Source organism: Paraclostridium bifermentans (assembly GCF_964259345.1).
Lineage (GTDB): Bacteria > Bacillota > Clostridia > Peptostreptococcales > Peptostreptococcaceae > Paraclostridium > Paraclostridium bifermentans_B.
Window position 1 is genome coordinate 385,909 of sequence record NZ_CAXVJR010000003.1, and the last position, 20,322, is coordinate 406,230.

A 20,322-nucleotide genomic window follows, 5' to 3' on the forward strand; every position below is an offset into this window, starting at 1 on the left:
AAGGAGAAAAGTATGAAATTTATATCATGGAACGTTAATGGACTTAGAGCTTGTGTAACTAAAGGATTTATGGACTTTTTTAAAGAAGTAGATGCAGACATATTTTGCTTACAAGAAACTAAGCTTCAAGAAGGTCAAATAGATTTAGAACTTGAAGGATATTATGATTATTGGAATTATGCAGTTAAAAAAGGGTATTCGGGAACTGCTATATTTACTAAGAAAAAACCACTTAGTGTAAACTATGGGATAGATATAGAAGAACATGATAACGAAGGTAGAGTTATAACATTAGAGTTTGAAGACTTTTATTTTGTAACAGTATATACTCCAAATTCTCAACAAGGATTAAAGAGATTAGATTATAGAATGAAGTGGGAAGATGATTTTAGAGATTATCTAAAAAAATTAGATGAGGTTAAACCTGTTATAATGTGTGGAGACTTAAATGTAGCTCACAAAGAAATAGATTTAAAAAATCCTAAGACTAATAGAAAAAATGCAGGATTTACAGATGAAGAGAGAAATAAATTTACAGAGTTTTTAGATTCTGGGTTTATAGATACTTATAGATACTTTAATCCTGACAAGGAAAGTGTATATAGCTGGTGGTCTTATAGATTTAATGCAAGAAAGAATAATGCAGGGTGGAGAATTGACTACTTCTGTGCATCTAAAAAATTAGAGGATAGATTAGTTTCTGTAGATATTCACACAGAAGTTTTAGGATCTGATCATTGTCCAGTTGAATTAGTTATAAAATAAAAACATAAATTCATAACTCCTTTAATATAATTAAATATACTTTGTATAAAAGGAGGATACTATGAATTTATTACAGCTTAAAGAAAAAATAAAAAAAGGAATAGATTTAGGAGCTAAAGTTGTTTATATAAAAGAAGATAGTCTTTTATTTGGAATAGAAGCGATTCTTTTTAATGAGGAAGATAATAATATAGTATTTATAAAGTCTAAAGAAGAAGGAATAAAGAGTGAGGATTTTATAGATATAATAGATGAAAGATATAATCAAGTTGGAAATATAAATGCATATGTGGGAAAAGAAAGTAAATATAGAAGTGAGGATAAACCTATAGCTTACGTAGAATTTGCACAGTATGAAGAAATAAAAATGTTATTTTTAAATGCATAAAAAAGAAAGATAAATCCAAGGGAGGATTTATCTTCTTTTTTTATATTTAAACGCATTTTTCTTTTTACGTTTATTTTTACTCTTATCAGATTTTTTACAAGATGTATTTTTAGATTTAGAGTTATACTCAGGTAATTCATCTATTAAAAACTGATTTGTTTTCCCCATTTTATAAGCTAAATCAATTATCTTTTTATCATCAGATGTTAAATCCCTGTTTAATATTTTCATGAATTCTTCAAATAGACTAGCATAGTCAACTTTCTTCTTAGTAGATTTAGATCTTGTTGGTTTTGAAGGTGTATAAACGTAAGTATCTGGTATTATATCTTCATTGTAAATATTTTTAAAAACAAGTGATGTATAATATGCATCATTTAAAGCGTCATGGTAAGCTTTTTCTTGATCAAGTTTAAGTATTTGTACAGCATTTTGAAGTCCGATACTTTGACCTGATGGGTTATTAAAGTAAGATGAGGCATAATGCTGTATATTTATATAAAGCTTAGGAAGTCCTTTTGATGGTAATGAATAATAATTTATATTTCTGTGTAATTCTTTTAAATCACCAGATCCCCAAACGCATAATATATTTGACTTACTTGATATAAATTTTTTGAAATCTTTATAAACAGAAGTGAATGAAGGTGCATCTTCAACCATATTCTTAGTTATATGTGTCATTTTGCCTACAAAAGGATGTATATCTTTATATATGTTAGGTTTTACAAAACTACTAAATTTATCAATTATATTAAAATTAGCATCTAATTTTATAGCTCCTATTTGTATTATTTCAAAAGGACATTTTTCATCAGAAAATGTTTTATTATTTTCTTTATCAAATCCCTGATTAAATTCTAAATCGAAAACTATATATTCCATACAAATCTCTCCTAAAATTATTAGTTATTAACTTAGTATACCCTATGTAAAAAAAAATTTACATAGAGGATTTTAATCTAAAGTTTAAAATTAAAATTATTGCGAATATTATATATATTGTATATAATATTATAAATTACATTACGAACCAAAAATACAATATGCAATATAATATATTGTAATACATAATTCGTAAAATACAATCATCGAATTGGGGGATAAAAATGCAATCTTTACTATATGTTATAAAAAAACATAACCATAATGAAAAAGATTTAAAGGAAATACTATCTCAACATGAAAACATAAGATTTGTTTCACTTATGGGTGTTGACCTAGGAGGTAATGCCATAGATGAAAAAATACCTATGGAAGTATTCCTAGATGATATTACAAGTTTCTTAAGTTCTGGTATACAGACAGATGGTTCTAGCGTTGAATTATACAATATTGCAACATTAAATAATGCAAAAGTAGATTTGATGCCAGATAATGATGCTATTTGGTATATAGATTATAATATGGAAAATATATGTAATAAGTGCAACTTACCGATAGGAACTTTAAAAATACCTGCATTTTTATTACATGAGGGAAAAAGAGTTTGTTCTAGAGGGATATTAAAAAAATCAGAACAATATATAAAAGATTCTGTATTAGAGATAATAAGCAAATATCCACATATGATTGAAGATTTAGAAATTAATACAGTAGATGAAATTGAAAGTATAAACCTAACAGCAGCAACAGAATTAGAATTTTGGGTAAATACTCCAGAAGATAAAGCTGACTTAGAAGCTTTACATGTATCTCAAAGCCTTAAGGAGCAATACTGGAAAAGAACAAGAGGTATTATTAGAACTTGTTTAGAAAATAGCTTAATAATACTTCAAAATTTAGGAGTAGACCCTGAAATGGCTCATAAAGAAGTTGGAGGAATAACTAGTTCTATAAGTGTAGATGGAAAAACTAATCATGCCATGGAGCAGTTAGAAATAGACTGGAAGTATTCAACACCGCTACAATGTGCTGATAATGAACTTTTAGTAAGAGAGGTTATAGAAGATGTATTTTCAAGAAATGGGCTTGAAGTAACATTTAAAGCAAAACCATTAGATGGAGTTGCAGGTAGTGGAGAACATACTCATTTTGGTATAAGTGCTAAACTTAAAAATGGAAAAATAGTTAATTTATTTTCACCAAGGGATATGACAAGTAATTATACTACTAAATTTGGATATGGAGCATTAATGGGAATACTTAGAAACTATGAAATATTAAATCCATTTGTAACATCATCAAATGATGGATTCAATAGACTGGTGCCTGGCTTTGAAGCTCCTGTTTGTATAGTGACATCTTTAGGGCATACTTATGAACTACCATCTAGAAATAGATCTATACTAGTGGGGCTTATAAGAGATTTAAATAGTCCTCTTGCTACAAGATTTGAGTTAAGATCACCAAACCCACTATCTAATACTTATTTAGTTATAGCAGGATCTTATCAAACTATGTTACATGGAATAAAAGCTGTTGCACAAAGTAAATTAGATATAAAAAATCTAGAAAAAGAACTATCAAAAGACTTAGGGGAAGATGGATTCTACTTAGAAAAAGATAGAATGTATAGAGATGAGAATGATGTATTTGAAGATTACAATGAAGCTGAAAGAAATGAAAGATTTGCAATTCCACCAGCAACAGTTTATGAGAATATGATGAATTTAGAAATTCAAAAGCATAAACTAGAAGCTTTAACTCAAGGTGATGTATTTACAGATAAAATTATAAACTCTTTTAAAACAGGGGCTATTGATAAATGGAAAAAAGAACTTAAAAATAGAATTATACAAGATAACATAGATATCATAAGAAGTTTAAAGAAATTACATTCTAAAGATGATATGGATGTTTTAGATGAGGTTATGTATAATGAGATTAATGAAATAAAGCACTATCTTATGAAGGATACTATGCATAGTAAATCTTTATTTACAAGAATTAGAGAAGCTATAGAATTAGGTGATTATAATACAGCCTCAAACCTTCAAATTGAGATGAAAAATAAGATGAAAAATGTTCAACAACTTTATATACAATACCAAAAGAATATATTCTAGACTTACTGATTGAAAATGGAAAAATTTTTAGCTTTTAGAATTTACAAAAAAACTAAAGATATGTTACAATAATAAAAAAGTCGGAACTCAATGAAGTTTCGCAAGTGTAAATGTTGAAATTTAAATAGTAATATAATTTCGTGATGATTATGTAGGAACTCTCGTCAGAGTATTAATGATTGGGTAGGAGCTTTCATTAGTATTTAAGAAATTACATTTTGTTTAAAATCCAAAATTGAAAATTTGTTGTTGAAGTCTTGTATAAAGACAAAAAAATATTGTTGTCACAGAAATGTGAGAAAAGAGAAGGTGTTCGGTGTACCTTCTCTTTTTTATTATCTAAAAAATATATGAACAGCTAAACTTATTGTTGTAAGATAAGCTATTATTGATGAATATTGATTTATTTTGAATTTATTTAAAAAAGATAGTTTTGTGCAAGTTGACATAAATAATAAAATTAAAAGTAAATATCCTGTATTAAATATAGATGCATTGTCTTTTAGGTAATAAATATGAGGTATTGTAAATAATAGTGCAAGCATAATTGAAGGTTTGTTTAGTTTACTAAGTACAGGAAGTATTTTATTTATAGTTGTTTTTATAGTTTTTGAATTAATTAATAGATACGTATCTTGAAGTATGTACATAAAAGCGTAAATTAATATGAATATAGCAGATATTATTCCAAAGTAAACCTCCATATCTTTTAGCATTTTATAACCCCCTTCTATCAGTACTTTTTATCATTAAAAAGTAGTTTATAATATATTATTAAGTTAGCCTGTACATTGTGATAAATATCTAATATGAATAATTTATGGAAATTTTGTCTATATTAAAAAACAGTGATTGAAAAGGAGGTAAAGCTTTATGGTTAAAACTTTAAAAATATTAACTATGATAGGCTTAATAACTACTATAAGTACAGTTACTGCATATGGATTAGATGATAAAAGCAATAAAAGTGAACAAATCGTAAAAAATATATATGAACTAAAAGTAGAGCAAAAAAATATTAGTGACCAAATATCACAAATTGATAGCATGATAGAATCAAAAAAATCACAATCAAAAGAAACTGCAGATGTAGAAGTTATTAGTTTAAGTTTTGTTGAAGATAATGAAAATATAAGTGAAGATTCAATAGCAAAAGATGCGATAAAGTCAGAAATAGAGGGTTTAGAGAGTCTTAAAATTAGTTTAAGTGAAAAAGTTAAAAATTTAGAACTTGAAGAATCACAATTAAAAAGTGATATAGGTGGCGGTTTTAACTATGGATGTTGGCCTGTAGATGGGTTTTATGATATTAGCTCACCTTATGGATATAGAATTCATCCTATATCAAAAGAAAAGAAGTTTCATAAAGGTATAGATATCCCTGCAGATTATGGAAAGGATATAGTTTCTACTGACTATGGGGTAGTTACTTTTTCAGGTCAACAAAATGGATATGGAAATGTTGTTATTGTAACTCATTTTGATGGGAAATCATCTAAGTATGCACACAATAGTGAAAATTTAGTTAAAGAAGGCGACTTAGTACAAAAAGGTCAGACTATAGCTAAAATTGGGTCAACAGGAAACTCAACAGGAAATCATGTTCACTTTGAAGTTTTATTAAATGATGAATTACAAAATCCAGTAGATGTTACTGTAAAATAAAAAAATAATATATATTAATAATAGAAGTCTATGTAATATTTAGTGAAAACGATACTAAAATATTATATGGACTTTTATTAATTTACTTTAAAAAATAAAAAAAATAAGCTATATAAATAGTTTTAATAAAATAAATTAACCTAAATCATTTAAATACTTAAAAGTTTTAGATATTAAAAGTTAGAAAGCTAATTTTCTGACTTTTTGAAAAAAAAAGAATTATTCAGAGTCAATTGACAATACAAATTAAGAGTATTATACTTATACATTATTCGGTTAAAATAGTTAGATATCTAATTATTAACAATAGAGAAGGAGTGAGGCAAGTGGAAAATACAATGGAAGCTATAGCTACTAACAATTTATTATTCATATTTTCAGTAGTTGTTGTAACAGGTATAATACTAGGTAAAGTTAGTGAGCTAATTAAATTACCAGATGTAATACTATATTTAATAGCTGGTATAATAATTGGACCTGCAGTTTTAAATATAATAAGTATAGAATCTTTTCCAATAGAAAATAACCTTATATTAACTTTTGGATCGGCATTTATATTATATGAAGGTGGAAGAGAAATAAATTTAAAAGTTTTAAATAAAGTTAAGGTAAGTGTTGGGTTATTAGCAACTTTAGGAGTTGTAATATCAGCAGTGGTTGTAGGTTTTGCAACTAGCAAGATATTCCCAGTTTCTATAATGACAGCTTTATTAATAGGTGCAGTTATAGCATCAACAGACCCAGCGGCACTTATTCCTGTATTTAAGCAAGTTGCTATAAAGGATAAAATAAAGCAAACTGTAGTTAGTGAATCGGCATTTAATGACGCAGTTGGAGCTATATTAGTTAGTACTTTATTAGCAGTTATAACATCGGGATCATTTTCACTAGCTGAAAGTGGTAAGGAGTTAGTAGTTTCAGTAGTAGTTGGGTTAATAGTAGGAGTTGCAGTGGGACTATTATTCTCTTTACTAATATCTGATAAAAAATGGGGAGTATTCCACTCATATGCACCTATAATATCAGTATTAAAAGTAGCATTAGCTTATGAAATAGCTACTAAATTACATGGTAGTGGATATATGGCAGTATTTATAACTGGTCTTATAGCTGGAAATAAAAAATTATTCGGATTATGGGTACCAGAAGTAGATTTCCATGCAGAACATTTATTTAGAGAAAGCGTTGGAGCACTTTGTCGTATGGCTATATTCATAGTTTTAGGTACACATGTAGACTTGGCTTCATTAGGTCAATATTGGTTACCATCATTATTAGTAGTATTAGTTTTAATGTTTGTAGCAAGACCTTTAGTAGTTTTAATATGTACAGCATTTGATAGAGAAGCTAAGTGGAGCTTTAAAGATAAATTGTTTATGATGTGGGTAAGAGAAACAGGAGTTATACCAGCAGCATTATCAGGTATAATAGTTTCTATGCAAGTAGAAGGATATCAAATAATATCATCAGTAGTATTTATGACTATATTAATAACATTAATAGTTCAAGCCAGTACAACTAAGTTATTAGCTAAAAAGCTAGACTTATTAGAAGAAGATGATAATGAAAATATAAAAACTGAAAACGCAGCATAACATATAAAGACTGTCTATAAACAAGTTTTTATGAAAATGTGATTTTATGTTATTATAAATATAAGCAAGATATTATAATAATATTTCACTAATTTCATATAGAGACTTTTGTTGTAGATGGTCTTTATATTTTTAAAAAAAAATAATTAAACAGTTGAGATAGAGAACACTTTTATAACAGACTTATTTATTTGTAAGGGAATTTTTATATAAAAATAGGAGGAAAAAATAGATAATACATAGAATTTATTTGATATAGAAATTATATAAAAATTTAAAAAATTCAATAAATTAGGGGTGAGTCTATGAAAAAGAAGTTATTAAGTGATGTACTAATTTATCTCGTTACTCCAATTATTTTATGTTCTTTATTTAAAGGACAGCATAATATATATTCTATTATGTTGGGAACTATGTTGGGGATAGGATATACTATGATTATAAAATATAATCAAAATAGATTTAATTTATCTGGGATTGTATTTTTATCTATATATATAATGATGCAATCTGGAAAACTAAGTTTAACTGATGGATATTCTATATATGTATATAATATATATTGCTTATTATTTACATCAATTTTTATAATTGTTACAAATCTCTTTGATAAAAATATATTTAAACAAATATACACAGACATTCTTAAAATATCAAATTATACTCAACTTCAAATCGCAAACATTATAAAAAAGAATAATTTATATCTTGATTTTTATAAAATAACATCTATCGTAAACATTCACATATTATCATTAGTTCTAGTTAAATCACATGCAGCTTTAAGTTTAGGAAAAAGTGGATATTCAAACAATTTATATATGGAAGGATTTGTATGTACTATATTTTTTATAATTGAAATAGTATTTATAGTCTCTTTTGTAAAGAGAACTAAGCAAATATTAAGTACAAGTAAAATAAAAACTATTAAATTTGTAAGCAATGAGTCTAAAATTATTAATTTTCACAAATATAAAAATTTAAATAAATAGGGACTATCTTAAACAGTCCCTATTATTTGTGTTACAAAAGATGCTATTTTTTCAGAATCTATAGAGTTTTTAAATCTAATCATGTTTTCTTTCATAAAAGATATTCTATCACCTAGTTTATTATCAACTAAAGCTTGGAATATCTCCTTTAAATCATCTTCATCATTGTATATAATTCCTACGCCTTTATCTATTATAAAGCGAGCATTTTCAATTTCTTGACCGACCTTAGGCAGCATAACAACAACTGGGATTTCGCTTTTTATAGCTTCAAATAAAGTTGCACCACCAGGCTTTGTTATAAGTAAGGTGTTTTGTTTTAATAAATCAGGCATATTAGTTACAAACCCTAAAACATTAATATTTTGTAGAGGTTTTTTTTCTGTTAATTTATCATATAGTTTTTGATTTTTCCCACAAACTATAGTTACCTCAAACGTATCTTTATGAGACTCTAATAGTTCGTCTATATAGTAGAAAAAGTCTGTATCCATATCGAATAATCCTCTACCACCACCAACTATTAGAAGCTTGTGTTTTTCATGAGAAACATCAGAGTGATGATTAAATTCTTTTTTTACAGGTACTCCTGTAACTTTAACTTTTGTAGGATTTATTCCTTTTTGTACATATCTATTTTTTATCTCATGAGATGCTACAAAGTACATATCTGTGCTAGGATAAATCCATTCAAGACTATCAACAACATCTGTAACTACTGTTATAGTAGGAATTTTAAAGTCAGGGTTTTTGGATTTAAAATGATCTACACAAGCACCAGCCATAGGGAATGTTGATATTATAAGGTCTGGATCAGTTTCTAATATATATTCTGATAGCTTAGGTGTATACATTTTATACGCTACATCATGTTTTGAGTCGAATGACTTTTTCAAATAATAATAGTAGTTATAAAGTCCAGGAGTATACTTTGTATTAGCCTCGTAAAGTTTAACTAGAGGTTTATTCATTTTAGGTATACTAGCACTTATAAAGTTTTGTATAACAATATTATATGTAGGTTCTTTTTCAAGAATATATTCTCTAATAGCATTAGCAGCACTTATATGACCTGCACCAAATTGTGCTGTAAGAATTAAGATAGTTTTATTGGTATTATCCAATAGATCACCTCTTTTTTATATAAATTTAACTAATGATAGTATTATACATTTATATAAAAATTAAATCAAATATATATAAAATTATATGTAGGAGGAATTTAAGTGGATGTAGTAGATATTAAGAAAAATGAAAGTGTGTATAAAGATTTTGAACTTATGGATTCATTTAAAGTAGTAATATATTCATTACTAGGAATATTTATATTTTTTATACCTATAAAAATAAACGGCTATACAAATAATATAATTTATCATTTATATTTTTTTATAAAAGAAGAATACATACAGCTACTAAAAATATACATAACTATAATGGTTATAACAGGTGTTATATTGCCTATAGTAAAACAAAAAGATAAATACTGTGATGTATTTTTAAAGATTAAAAAAGGAACAAGACTTATAAGTATATTATTTATATTTATAATATTTTCTAAAACTGAATATAGGGGTTATACGAATGATAGTGTTCTTTTTATGCAAGAAATAGTATTACAGTCATCGGTATTAATTTTAATAAGTTCAATATTTATGCCACTTTTAACGGAATATGGATTACTGGAAGTTGTTGAAGCTTATTGTCACAAATATACTAAAAAAACATTTAAGATAAGTGGAAAAGGTGTACTAAACATAATGGTGTACTTATTTGTAGATGTTTTTAGTGGGTTATTCATGACTAATTTGTTATATAAAAAAGGCAAATTAAGACAAAATGAAGCCTGTATAATAGCATCTTGCTTTTCTTTTATGAGTATAATAAATTGCTTATATATATCGGATGAACTAAAATTAACATCTAAAATAATTACTGTAGTAATGGCGGGTATTTTAAGTTTAATAGTAAATTATTTTGTATGTAGAATGTACCCTCTTAAAAATAAGAAAAAGTCTTATATGTGTAAAACCTCTTATAAAGAAAGTAATTTTAAAAAAGATAAATTTAAAAATGCAATAAGAAAATATATGGCAAGTAAAGAAAAGAAAAAGATAACAACTTATATATTGGAAAATTTCAGAGAATCATTTAATATAATTATGACAATATTACCAAATTTAGTTATAATTATATTTGTAGGAGAGTTTTTAATTAACAATACAGGATTAATTGACACTATTAGTCACATTTTATATCCGTTTATAGAGTTACTAAAGCTTCCGAATAAAGAGCAATTAAGTGAGTTTATATGTATATGTATGTTTAATTCCAACAGATATATAGAGTTTATAAATAATAATATAGCTGATATATCTATACTTATCATATTTATAATATCTATTGTGCAAACGATATCAATAACTACTAATATGTTGTATATAGACAATATATGTATACCACTTAAAAAAAGAGAACTTTTAGTAATTGCAATAGAAAAAGTATTGATAACTCTAATAATAATATCTTTAATTTATTATTTACTTATAGGGTATATATAAAATAATAGGGAGGTTTATATTATGGAATACAAAGTAGATATAGTAAAAAAATATTTAAATGATGTGTTAAACATACCTAGCCCATCTGGATATACTCAAAATATAATGAAGTATATAGAAGATGTACTAACAACTCAAAAGGTAGATTATAAGGTTACTAATAAAGGTGCTATAGTGGCTACTATAGAAGGAGAAGATAATGATTATCAAAAAACTTTATCTTGTCATGTAGATACACTAGGAGCTATGGTAAAAGAAGTAAAAGGAAATGGAAGATTAGCATTAACTCAAGTTGGAGGATATATGATGACTTCTGTTGAAGGTGAATGCTGTAAAATACATACAAGAGATGGTAAGGTTTATGAAGGAACTATACAAACTATAAAACCATCTGTTCATATACACTCAGATTGTAAAGAACTTCCAAGAGTACCTGCTAACTATGAAGTAGTTATAGATGAGCAAGTTTGTTCTAAAGAAGATACACAAGAATTAGGAATAGAAGTAGGAGATTTTATATCTTTTGATCCAAGAGTAAAAATGACTGAATCAGGGTTTATTAAATCTAGACACTTAGATGATAAAGCTTCAGTAGCAGCAGCTTTATATGTTATCGAGTATTTAAAAGTTGTAGGTATAAAACCTAAGAATACTATAAACTTCTTCTTTAGTAATTATGAAGAAGTTGGACATGGTTCATCAGCAGCTATACCAGAAAACACTAAAGAATTTATAGCGATAGATATGGGATGCCCAGGTGAGGGACAAAATTCAACTGAGTACGATGTATGTATATGTGCAAAAGATTCAGGTGGACCATATGATTATGAGTTAACTAATAGACTTATAAATTTAGCAAAAGAAAATAATATAGGATATAAGGTTGATACTTATCCTAATTATGGATCAGATGCAGGTGCAATGTTAAAGTCTGGTCATGATGCTAAGACTGCTTTAATAGGTGCTGGTATATTTGCATCTCATGGTTATGAGAGAACTAATGTACAAGCTATAATAGAAACTATAAAACTTGTAATAGAGTATATAAAATAGGTGAAACTGTAATAAAGGGTACATTCCGTTAGGACGCTTCGTAGTTAATACTAATTTACCTCCATACAGGCTTAAAGATCGGGCCTGTAAATGTCGGTTAAATTAGTATTAACTACTTCGCTAAACAGGGGATGTACCTTTTATTTATTAGGGGGAGGGAAGAAAAAGAAAAAATATTTAACAAGGTATTGTGTGTTACACAGTACTGTGTTAATATATGTGTATGACGATAATAAAACAAGGTACTGTATAAAACATAGTAGCGTATTTTTACGCTTAAGTAATTTATGTTTAACGAATATCTATTAAGAACTTATAGAGTATAGTTATATCAACATATTGATGAAAGTAAAAAAAGACATTTTGAGCAACGGACGAAGCTAAATTTTTTATAGAAAGGAATGAGTGAATGAATACACAGTTTAAAAAAGGTGTTTTAGAGATATGTGTGTTAGCTCTTATATCTAAAAAAGATATGTATGGGTACGAGATAGTACAAAACATATCTAAGGTTATAGAAGTTAACGAAGGAACTATATACCCTTTATTAAGAAGATTGACTAAAGAAGGTTACTTTGAGACTTATATACTCGAGTCTAGTGAAGGACCTGCACGAAAGTATTATAAAATAACTGATCTTGGAAGAGAGAATTTAATAAACCTTATAAGAGAATGGAAAAATTTCACTAGTGCGGTAGATTATCTTATAAATTTAGATTAAGGAGGTAGTAGTATTGAATAAAAGAGAGTTTTTAGAAATATTGAAAGATTATTTGGCTAATCATTTTTCAGAAGATGAAGTTAACGATATATTAAGAGATTATGAAGAATATTTTATAGATGGGGAAATAGAAGGCAAAAGTGATATAGAGATTATACAATCTTTAGGATCTCCTAAGTCTATAGTTAGAGATTTAGTTGATGAAATGAAAGAAAGTAAAGTTAATAATAGCAATAAAAAGTTTGATAAAGTTTATGATAGCTTAAATCAATTTAAATTAAGAGTCAGAGATGGATATAAAAAATCAAAAGATGTTATAAATGATAAGTTAACACCTAGTTTAAGAAATGATAAAGATGGATTATCTACTAAGCTTATAAAGCTACTTTTAACAGGATTAAGTCTAGGATTAATGTTTGTATGGTTAATGTTTGTAGTAATGATGGTATGTGCTGGAGTAGTTATAATATCACTTAATATAGCTTTTGTTATTTTACTTGGAACATCAGGACCGTTATTTGTATTAGATAATTCTATAGCAGCACTTATAGTATTTGCAAGTATAGGTATATTAGGATTTGATATTTTAGGAATACAAGTATATATGTATATATTAAAACTTGGAAAAAGATTATATAAGCAATATGTAAACTGGTTAAAAAATAAAAAGAGATATATAGATGCTAAAGAAAGAAAAATAAATGCTAAAGGAGATGATATAGATGAATAAGAAGGTAACCATATTTGCAGTAGCATTAATTGTTATAGGGATTATAGGAACTATATCATCATCTTTATTTGCAGTTCCTTTTGCAACAAACTATGTAAAGGAACTTGAAAAAGAGGCTAATAAAGAAGTAACTATATATGATAAGAAAGTTGATATAAATCAACTAGAAATAGACACACGACATGTTAATGTAGAAATTAGAAAAAGTAATTCAGATAAACTTAAGATAGTACAATTAGGAAAAACAAATAATAAAACTTTTACTATAGATAATAAAGAGAATAATTTTAGTATAAAAGAAAATGATGAAAATTATAATTTTAATGTGCAGATACAAGGCTTTGGAGATGCTATAATAGAAATGATGAACTTGGGGCCAAATAAGATAATAGTATATGTTCCAAATGAGGTAGATATAAAAGCAAAAACTCTTGGAGGAAGTTTAATCATAGAAGATAAAAATGCTATATTAGACAATGTAACTTTTGATACTGCATATGGTAGAATATTTTTATCTAATGAAATCAAGAATATGAAGAACTTAAAAATAAGTGCTGAAGATAGTATAACATTAACAGCGGGAGAAATTTTAGGTATAGAAAATGTAAATATAAGTAGTGATTCTTATGTAAATATAAAATCTGAGTCAGGAGATATATTTACTGATAATATAGATAACTACATTCCAAATCAAATTAATGTATTTGGAGATGCTGTTATGGATGTGGATATAGATAGTGATATTCCTATTGCTAAAAATCTGAATATAGTAAATAAATTAGGAAGTGTAAATATAGATCTACCTATAGATAACTATAACCTACAATTTGATTTAAGTTCAGAAAATGCAATATATCATCTAGATGGAGATAACAGTTCAGATATGAAAACTTTTAAAGGTAGTTTTAATAACTTTAATAATAATAAACCTGAATATAAAATAAATATTAAAGCTGAAAATATAAATATTAACAGATAACAAAAGAGCTATTTAAAATAGCTCTTTTTAAATTTAAATAATAATATGCTATCTAAAGTTTTATTCATATATAGAATTTTTGCTTTGGTTAGTTAGATAAGTAGCCATAGCAAGCATTCCAAGTCCTAATGTGAATTTAGCTTGTTGCTTTATTGCGTATTTTGCAACTGGTACTGTTACTTTTCTAGTTTTAGGACTAACTAAACTAAGACCTGTTAAAACTGTAGCAGATGCAGCAGTAGCTGTTATAACAGGATGCTTTTTAGCATAATCCTTTACATAGTCAACTGTAGTTTTTTCATCATCAAAACACTCATAATCCATACCACAGCAACAATCATCATAACTACTTACTTCAGAGTTGTCTTTTTTTTTAAAACATTATTCATATCATCTTTCATATCTGTTGTTTTATCAACAACATCATGTGCAACACCATTTGCTTTTGATAAAAGTTCATTAGCTTTTTCTTCAGCCTTTTGTAAATATTCTTGTCCTTTTTCTGTATAATCATCAATTTGATTATTCATTTGGTTCTTATCCATTTAAAATCACTCCAATCAACTATATTTTAGTGTTTTGATTATTAATTCATTAATATATTATGTAATAACAAAGATTTTTATAGTAAGAAAAAAATAAATTTAAAGGTAATTTATGTATAATTTTTAGATGTTATTAGTAACCAGAAAAAGCTAGTTTCATATAATTATTATTAAGCATATAAATTTGCTTAGTTAAAATAAAATACAACAAAGGGGTTTTGACTAGCTATGAGTAGTATGAGAAAAAAGAAAAAATGGAATAATAGCTGTGGAACAAATACAGGTTGTAACAAAAAGAAAGATGAGTGTAAAGTAAAAGAAAGTTACTGTGAACCATGTAAAAAACCAGCTTGTAACAAAAGTGAATCATATAAAATGCCAGAGGCAACTTGTTGTCCAAAGGGTCCTTGTGATGACTGTGAAATAAAGTTTGAAGATACGTGTGTTAAATTAGCTAAAGAAGCTGAAAAACTTTTTAAAAAGGCATTAGATTGTGAGTGCTTAGCAGTTGAATCTTACGAAGAAGCAAAAGAATGTGATAAAAAAGCTAAAGCATTAGAGGCAAAAGCTAAAAAATTAGCAAAAGAATCTATAGATAACGAATGTGAAGCAGAAAAATTAAAGAAACAAGCAAATGACCTTTTATGTAAATCAGAAGATCTTTGCCAAAAAGCTAAGTGTTTATATAAAGAAGCAGAAAAAGCTGGAGATGAAGCTGAGAAGTACTGTGAAAAAGCTAAATGTCTATATGAAAAAGCTCAAAATGAAAATGAACAAGCAAAATGTTTATATTCTCAAGCTATGAAGTGTGATGAAAAAGCTATGAATTGTTATAAAGTAGCAGGAGAAAAAATAAAAGAGTACGAAGAAAAATCTAAAAAATGTGAAAATATGATGAAAAAATGCCAAGATAAGATAAATGATTGTTATGATATGGATGACTGTAAAAAAATGAAAAAATCTTGTTATGTAGATTTAGGACTAGATGAACCTTGTAAATCTAAACCTAGTAAATGTTCAAATAAACATGACAAAATGAACTGTTATGACAACTATGAAAGTTGTAACAAAAAAATGAAGCCAAGTTGTGAATGTGAAGTTAAATATGTATGTCCAACTTACAATAAACCTAAGAAAGAAATGAAGAAAAAGTGTAGTTGTGATTATGACTATAGCTATTGTGATATGGACGACTATTGCAGCAAATATGATTATGATAAAAAAGAAGATTATTGTGATTTAGATGATATTTTACTGATAAAAGAAGAGGAAACTGGATTATATATAAATCCAATATATAATATGGAACCAATGCAATACATGGGAGATTTTGCTTGTAAATACCCATCTATGGAAGAACCATACATGAATATGGATGAAATGGGAATGGAAGAAATGCAAGATATGTGGATGAACTATTACATGTATATGCAAAATATGATGAAAAATATGATGAATAACATGAATTAAATAAACAAAGCAAAGCTCATAGTTTAAACTATGAGCTTTGCTTTGTTTATTGTAAAATATATTTAAGTATATTTATGAAAGGGGTAAAGTATGAGAATTTTAAGAAATAATATATATTTATTAGTATTAGTTTGCTCACTTATAATCTTAAGTGGGTGCAATAAAGAAGAAACTAAGTCAATAGAGCCAATAGAAAGTAAAAAATTTACACCTGTATTTACATCATCACAAATACCTAGTGATATATATGAAAACATGATAGGAAAATCTATACCAAATAAAGAACAAGTGGATATAAGTCAGCTATCTTATTTAAAAGTTACATATTATGGATTTGACGATAAACCACATATAGGAGAAATAATAGTTGATAAAAGTGTTTCAAATGAAGTTTTGGATATATTTGAAGAATTATATAGTAAAAAATATCCAATAGAAAAAATTAGTTTAATTGATAAGTATGATGCAATTGATGATTTATCTATGAAAGATAATAATACATCTGCATTTTGCTATAGAGAGATAGCTGGATCTAATAAACTGTCAAATCATTCTAAAGGGCTAGCGATAGATATTAATCCACTTATAAACCCTATGGTTAAAAATGGAGAAGTAAGCCCTAGAGAGGGTATAGATTATATAGATAGAGAACTAAATGTAAAGGGAATGATAACTAAAGGAGATGCATGTTATGAAGCATTTACTAAAAGAGGATGGACTTGGGGAGGAGATTGGACAAGTTTAAAAGATTATCAACATTTCGAAAGATAAAAAGACTGCCTTAAAAAGGCGGTCTTTTTATTTAGTTAACTCAGATTCTATTTGTTTATAAAGGTTTTCCATCAAAGTATTAAAAGTTCTATTAGCATTCATATAATTAGAAACTAAAGGATGATTAAAGAATTTATCATATTCTCTATTAAGTTGACTTATTTTTTTTGAAGCATCTTCTATTTTATATCTAGAATATATTAGATTTTTATTTTTTGCATACTCATCAAACTGCTTTTTTAAAGATGGGTTTTTATCAAGTTCTTTTTTTGCTTTGTACATTGATTTAAACTCATTACTATTTCTAATAGATACAGCAAATTCTTTTGCTTTAGTATTTAAGTTCATAATATTCCCCCTTAAAATAAATTTAAAGCATATAATTTATACTATAAAAAAAAATTATAAATGTTACTTATATGAAAAATTAAAAGTTGTATCAAAACTATTAATTATGGAATAGTATATAGTATGAAATACAAAGACTTATAAGAACTATACAACGTGGAAAAAGAGACCAATTTAGGTCTCTTTTTATATTACAAAATTTATGATATTTTGATTAATTTCATTTTCATTAACTTCACAAGGAAATAAATCCTTTAAAAATATATTCCTTAAAATTCCAAATTCATTTTCGCGCTGAGTTTTAAATTCAAAGCCTCTGCTAATTATATTATTTAAGCTGTGAATATTATCAACTGCAGCAACTGTTACTACATATTTTTTATGTTGGGACTTAGCTATATCTATCCTTAAATCAAGTAACTTAATCTGCAAAGAATTTCCTCTATACATAGGATGAACCATAACAAATCCAGATATATATGTGTTTTTAAAATCTTCCATAGAAATACCTAAAGAAGCTAAAAGCTCCAAATCGTTTGTGCTAGGGACGTCACAAAGAGCACAAGCAATAAGTTCTAAACCTACATAACAACCTACTATAAATCCACCATTATCTATTGTCTTTTTTAAAGAATCGTAATTTCTACTTTTTAACCAATTTTTATTATCCATAGAATTACTAACATCTTCATAGAGTTTTATAACATCTCCAAAATTTTCCTCACTTAAAATACAAATATCTGCATATATATTATTAGTAAGAACATTATTTACTTTAGATAGTTTTATTTTCTTTAACAACTAAGCACCTCTTTCCTAAAATTTAATGATTAGACAATTATACCATAAATTTAATTATATTTGGCTAAAAAAATGTAAAAACTATATTAAATATTATATTAGCTTTAAAATGCTCCATATTGTTAAGTTTAAGTCTAGTATTTGATAGGAGGCATGGATTTGGACATAAGAAAAATAGACAAGAAAAAAATAAAAAAAATATTAATACTTACCGGGATATGTATAGTTACAACATTAGCTTTATGTATAGGTGGAGAAAAAAAAATAAGTGCATTTATAATGAAAGGTACGTCTAATACTAAAACAGAACAAGAAACGGAGATTTCAAAGTTTCAGCTGTTATTAGAAAATTTATTTGACCACAGAAATAAGGCTATACTGACCCAAAACGATGAAGTTTTAAAAAAGTTATATGATATAGATCATAAATTTGGGCTTTGGGCATATGAACAAGAAGTTACTAAAATGAAATACTTACAAAATTGGTCATATAAGCAAGGTGTTAAATTTAATGATATAAAAACTAGAGTAAAGGTAAGGAAAGTTAAGGAAAAAGAGGAAAATTTATATGGTATAATATGCGCAGTATCAACTGAATATAATTATTCTTATGAAAATCAGCCTGAAGTTAAAAATATGTTCAGAATAGGAACATACCATTATCTTAATATGAGAATAATAGATAATGAGTATATAATAACTAAAGAATGGTACACTGACCCATTTGCAGACTCTCTACACTTAGACAATATAAAATCTGATGATATAAGAAATTACATTATGTCAAAAGATAAAATTGAAATCAGTTTAACTAATGAACAAATAAAAGGTGTAGAATATGCACATAAATATTGTGGAGCAGCAGCAGATGAAGAACATGGAATGAAATTTAATCCAGAATACAAAGATTTTAATCCTGATGGAGGAGACTGTGCTAACTTTGCTTCACAAATAATGTATGAAAGTGGAAGATTTAAGAAAAATGGGACATGGAATTATTATAACAATTCAGGAACTAAAGCGTGGGTTAATGCTCAAGGATTTAAAAACTATCTATTAAATAGTGGACGAGGATCGTTAATTTGTAAGGGATCTTTTGAAGATGTGTACAAGCTTGCATATAGCATGACTCCTGGAGATATAGTAGCTTATGAAAAAGGTGGAAGAATAACTCATGTATCCACTGTAACAGGAGCAGACTCAAAAGGGTATCCGCTTGTTACTTGTCATAATACTGATAGAATGTTAGTGCCTTGGGACTTAGGATGGAGTGATAAAGCTATTAGGTTTCATTTAATAAAAGTACATTATTAATAATTTATGCTATCTCGAATTTGAGATAGCTATTTTTTTGAAATTGTATATTTTCATATATACCACAAAATGTTAAAAAAATATCTAAATAAAATCTAATTTATTTTAAAATTATTTAATATATGTTAAAATGATATTAGATTTATTTTTAATTTATACTACTTATTAGGAGGTGTAGTATTTGAATATACTATTTTTTATAACACCCAAAAGTGAAGTAGCATATATATATGATGACTATACGATGAGACAGGCATTAGAGAAGATGGAGTATCATAGATATTCTGCTATACCTATTATAAATAAAGATGGGGAGTATGTGGGGACTATTACTGAAGGGGATTTATTATGGACTTTAAAAAATGATTTTAATCTGAATTTACAGTTAACAGAAGATATATGTATAAGTGATATTAAAAGGAGAATGGATAATAAGCCTGTGTCTATAAATGCTAATATAGAAGACCTAATATCAAAATCAATGAATCAAAATTTCGTACCTGTTATAGATGATCAAAATATTTTTATAGGGATAATAAAAAGAAGAGATATAATTGAATATTGTTATAAAAAAATAAAGGGATAAATTAATAATTAATTTATCCCTTTTAATAAT

21 protein-coding genes and 1 pseudogene are annotated in these 20,322 nt (G+C 26.6%); 15 read left to right on the top strand and 7 right to left on the bottom strand.

Annotation, left to right across the window (positions count from 1 at the left end):
* Positions 1-12: 12 nt before the first annotated feature.
* Positions 13-765: an exodeoxyribonuclease III gene (locus tag ACEXNK_RS08155; RefSeq protein ID WP_373598142.1), complete on the top strand. Its 753-nt coding sequence runs from the start codon at positions 13-15 to the stop codon at positions 763-765.
* 61 nt (positions 766-826) lie between these two features.
* Positions 827-1,153, top strand: coding sequence for a hypothetical protein (locus tag ACEXNK_RS08160; protein ID WP_373598141.1), 327 nt, complete (start codon positions 827-829; stop codon positions 1,151-1,153).
* A gap of 27 nt (positions 1,154-1,180) precedes the next feature.
* Here the strand turns inward: ACEXNK_RS08160 and ACEXNK_RS08165 are convergent, their stop codons facing one another.
* The gene (locus ACEXNK_RS08165; RefSeq protein ID WP_373598140.1) at positions 1,181-2,038 is read right to left on the bottom strand and encodes an exonuclease domain-containing protein; all 858 of its coding nucleotides are present in this window, start codon (positions 2,036-2,038) and stop codon (positions 1,181-1,183) included.
* A gap of 224 nt (positions 2,039-2,262) precedes the next feature.
* Here ACEXNK_RS08165 and ACEXNK_RS08170 point away from each other — a divergent pair, with 224 nt between their 5' ends.
* Entirely contained in the window at positions 2,263-4,161 is a 1,899-nt protein-coding gene (locus ACEXNK_RS08170) for a glutamine synthetase (RefSeq protein ID WP_373598139.1), read from the top strand.
* 335 nt (positions 4,162-4,496) lie between these two features.
* Here ACEXNK_RS08170 and ACEXNK_RS08175 read toward each other — a convergent pair whose 3' ends face one another.
* Positions 4,497-4,877, bottom strand: a complete 381-nt coding sequence (locus ACEXNK_RS08175) for a hypothetical protein (RefSeq protein WP_373598138.1) — start codon at positions 4,875-4,877, stop codon at positions 4,497-4,499.
* A gap of 157 nt (positions 4,878-5,034) precedes the next feature.
* Between ACEXNK_RS08175 and ACEXNK_RS08180 the strand changes: the two genes are divergently transcribed.
* The 3 genes from ACEXNK_RS08180 (at position 5,035) to ACEXNK_RS08190 (ending at position 8,413) form a co-directional block, all read left to right on the top strand.
* Positions 5,035-5,826 carry a M23 family metallopeptidase gene (locus ACEXNK_RS08180; protein WP_373598137.1) on the top strand — a complete coding sequence of 264 codons (792 nt, stop codon included), beginning with the start codon at positions 5,035-5,037 and terminating at the stop codon, positions 5,824-5,826.
* A 326-nt stretch (positions 5,827-6,152) separates the two neighbouring features.
* A complete protein-coding gene (locus ACEXNK_RS08185; RefSeq protein ID WP_373598136.1) occupies positions 6,153-7,421 on the top strand; it encodes a cation:proton antiporter in 1,269 nt (422 codons plus the stop codon).
* Between the two features lie 305 nt (positions 7,422-7,726).
* Positions 7,727-8,413 carry a hypothetical protein gene (locus ACEXNK_RS08190; RefSeq protein ID WP_373598135.1) on the top strand — a complete coding sequence of 229 codons (687 nt, stop codon included), beginning with the start codon at positions 7,727-7,729 and terminating at the stop codon, positions 8,411-8,413.
* An 8-nt stretch (positions 8,414-8,421) separates the two neighbouring features.
* Here the strand turns inward: ACEXNK_RS08190 and ACEXNK_RS08195 are convergent, their stop codons facing one another.
* Complete coding sequence (locus ACEXNK_RS08195; protein WP_373598134.1) at positions 8,422-9,537, bottom strand: MGDG synthase family glycosyltransferase; 1,116 nt, start codon at positions 9,535-9,537, stop codon at positions 8,422-8,424.
* 102 nt (positions 9,538-9,639) lie between these two features.
* On the opposite strand from ACEXNK_RS08195, the gene ACEXNK_RS08200 reads away from it, so the two are divergent.
* From ACEXNK_RS08200 to ACEXNK_RS08220, 5 genes and pseudogenes are all read left to right on the top strand, one after another.
* Entirely contained in the window at positions 9,640-10,974 is a 1,335-nt protein-coding gene (locus ACEXNK_RS08200; protein ID WP_373598133.1) for a hypothetical protein, read from the top strand.
* 21 nt (positions 10,975-10,995) lie between these two features.
* Positions 10,996-12,027: a M42 family metallopeptidase gene (locus ACEXNK_RS08205; protein WP_373598132.1), complete on the top strand. Its 1,032-nt coding sequence runs from the start codon at positions 10,996-10,998 to the stop codon at positions 12,025-12,027.
* A 409-nt stretch (positions 12,028-12,436) separates the two neighbouring features.
* A complete protein-coding gene (locus ACEXNK_RS08210) occupies positions 12,437-12,748 on the top strand; it encodes a PadR family transcriptional regulator (RefSeq protein WP_373598131.1) in 312 nt (103 codons plus the stop codon).
* A gap of 13 nt (positions 12,749-12,761) precedes the next feature.
* Positions 12,762-12,939, top strand: a pseudogene (locus tag ACEXNK_RS17550) (DUF1700 domain-containing protein); the annotation flags it as partial.
* 531 nt (positions 12,940-13,470) lie between these two features.
* On the top strand, positions 13,471-14,457 hold the full coding sequence (locus tag ACEXNK_RS08220; RefSeq protein WP_373598129.1) for a DUF4097 family beta strand repeat-containing protein: 987 nt from the start codon (positions 13,471-13,473) through the stop codon (positions 14,455-14,457).
* Positions 14,458-14,517: 60 nt separating this feature from the next.
* Here the strand turns inward: ACEXNK_RS08220 and ACEXNK_RS08225 are convergent, their stop codons facing one another.
* The gene (locus ACEXNK_RS08225; protein ID WP_373598128.1) at positions 14,518-14,781 is read right to left on the bottom strand and encodes a hypothetical protein; all 264 of its coding nucleotides are present in this window, start codon (positions 14,779-14,781) and stop codon (positions 14,518-14,520) included.
* A gap of 26 nt (positions 14,782-14,807) precedes the next feature.
* Entirely contained in the window at positions 14,808-15,002 is a 195-nt protein-coding gene (locus tag ACEXNK_RS08230) for a hypothetical protein (RefSeq protein ID WP_373598127.1), read from the bottom strand.
* 228 nt (positions 15,003-15,230) lie between these two features.
* Between ACEXNK_RS08230 and ACEXNK_RS08235 the strand changes: the two genes are divergently transcribed.
* Together ACEXNK_RS08235 and ACEXNK_RS08240 are read left to right on the top strand one after the other, a co-directional pair.
* A complete protein-coding gene (locus tag ACEXNK_RS08235) occupies positions 15,231-16,472 on the top strand; it encodes a hypothetical protein (protein ID WP_373598126.1) in 1,242 nt (413 codons plus the stop codon).
* Between the two features lie 90 nt (positions 16,473-16,562).
* A complete protein-coding gene (locus ACEXNK_RS08240; protein WP_373598125.1) occupies positions 16,563-17,243 on the top strand; it encodes a M15 family metallopeptidase in 681 nt (226 codons plus the stop codon).
* A 27-nt stretch (positions 17,244-17,270) separates the two neighbouring features.
* On the opposite strand, the gene ACEXNK_RS08245 is transcribed toward ACEXNK_RS08240, so the two are convergent.
* Positions 17,271-17,591: a YlbF family regulator gene (locus ACEXNK_RS08245; RefSeq protein WP_373598124.1), complete on the bottom strand. Its 321-nt coding sequence runs from the start codon at positions 17,589-17,591 to the stop codon at positions 17,271-17,273.
* A gap of 186 nt (positions 17,592-17,777) precedes the next feature.
* The gene (locus ACEXNK_RS08250) at positions 17,778-18,392 is read right to left on the bottom strand and encodes a hypothetical protein (RefSeq protein WP_373598123.1); all 615 of its coding nucleotides are present in this window, start codon (positions 18,390-18,392) and stop codon (positions 17,778-17,780) included.
* Positions 18,393-18,551: 159 nt separating this feature from the next.
* Here ACEXNK_RS08250 and ACEXNK_RS08255 point away from each other — a divergent pair, with 159 nt between their 5' ends.
* Together ACEXNK_RS08255 and ACEXNK_RS08260 are read left to right on the top strand one after the other, a co-directional pair.
* Positions 18,552-19,706 (top strand): amidase domain-containing protein, encoded by a 1,155-nt coding sequence (locus ACEXNK_RS08255; protein ID WP_373598122.1) that lies wholly within the window; start codon positions 18,552-18,554, stop codon positions 19,704-19,706.
* A 181-nt stretch (positions 19,707-19,887) separates the two neighbouring features.
* Positions 19,888-20,292, top strand: coding sequence for a CBS domain-containing protein (locus tag ACEXNK_RS08260; protein ID WP_373598121.1), 405 nt, complete (start codon positions 19,888-19,890; stop codon positions 20,290-20,292).
* Positions 20,293-20,322 lie beyond the last annotated feature (30 nt).

Excerpts from the sequence above, each read along its gene's own strand:
- ACEXNK_RS08155 (WP_373598142.1), top strand. The coding sequence starts at position 13 with ATGAAATTTATATCATGGAACGTTAATGGACTTAGAGCTTGTGTAACT.
- ACEXNK_RS08160 (WP_373598141.1), top strand. The coding sequence starts at position 827 with ATGAATTTATTACAGCTTAAAGAAAAAATAAAAAAAGGAATAGATTTA.
- ACEXNK_RS08165 (WP_373598140.1), bottom strand. The coding sequence starts at position 2,038 with ATGGAATATATAGTTTTCGATTTAGAATTTAATCAGGGATTTGATAAA.
- ACEXNK_RS08170 (WP_373598139.1), top strand. The coding sequence starts at position 2,263 with ATGCAATCTTTACTATATGTTATAAAAAAACATAACCATAATGAAAAA.
- ACEXNK_RS08175 (WP_373598138.1), bottom strand. The coding sequence starts at position 4,877 with ATGCTAAAAGATATGGAGGTTTACTTTGGAATAATATCTGCTATATTC.
- ACEXNK_RS08180 (WP_373598137.1), top strand. The coding sequence starts at position 5,035 with ATGGTTAAAACTTTAAAAATATTAACTATGATAGGCTTAATAACTACT.
- ACEXNK_RS08190 (WP_373598135.1), top strand. The coding sequence starts at position 7,727 with ATGAAAAAGAAGTTATTAAGTGATGTACTAATTTATCTCGTTACTCCA.
- ACEXNK_RS08205 (WP_373598132.1), top strand. The coding sequence starts at position 10,996 with ATGGAATACAAAGTAGATATAGTAAAAAAATATTTAAATGATGTGTTA.
- ACEXNK_RS08210 (WP_373598131.1), top strand. The coding sequence starts at position 12,437 with ATGAATACACAGTTTAAAAAAGGTGTTTTAGAGATATGTGTGTTAGCT.
- ACEXNK_RS08220 (WP_373598129.1), top strand. The coding sequence starts at position 13,471 with ATGAATAAGAAGGTAACCATATTTGCAGTAGCATTAATTGTTATAGGG.
- ACEXNK_RS08225 (WP_373598128.1), bottom strand. The coding sequence starts at position 14,781 with ATGGATTATGAGTGTTTTGATGATGAAAAAACTACAGTTGACTATGTA.
- ACEXNK_RS08230 (WP_373598127.1), bottom strand. The coding sequence starts at position 15,002 with ATGGATAAGAACCAAATGAATAATCAAATTGATGATTATACAGAAAAA.
- ACEXNK_RS08235 (WP_373598126.1), top strand. The coding sequence starts at position 15,231 with ATGAGTAGTATGAGAAAAAAGAAAAAATGGAATAATAGCTGTGGAACA.
- ACEXNK_RS08240 (WP_373598125.1), top strand. The coding sequence starts at position 16,563 with ATGAGAATTTTAAGAAATAATATATATTTATTAGTATTAGTTTGCTCA.
- ACEXNK_RS08245 (WP_373598124.1), bottom strand. The coding sequence starts at position 17,591 with ATGAACTTAAATACTAAAGCAAAAGAATTTGCTGTATCTATTAGAAAT.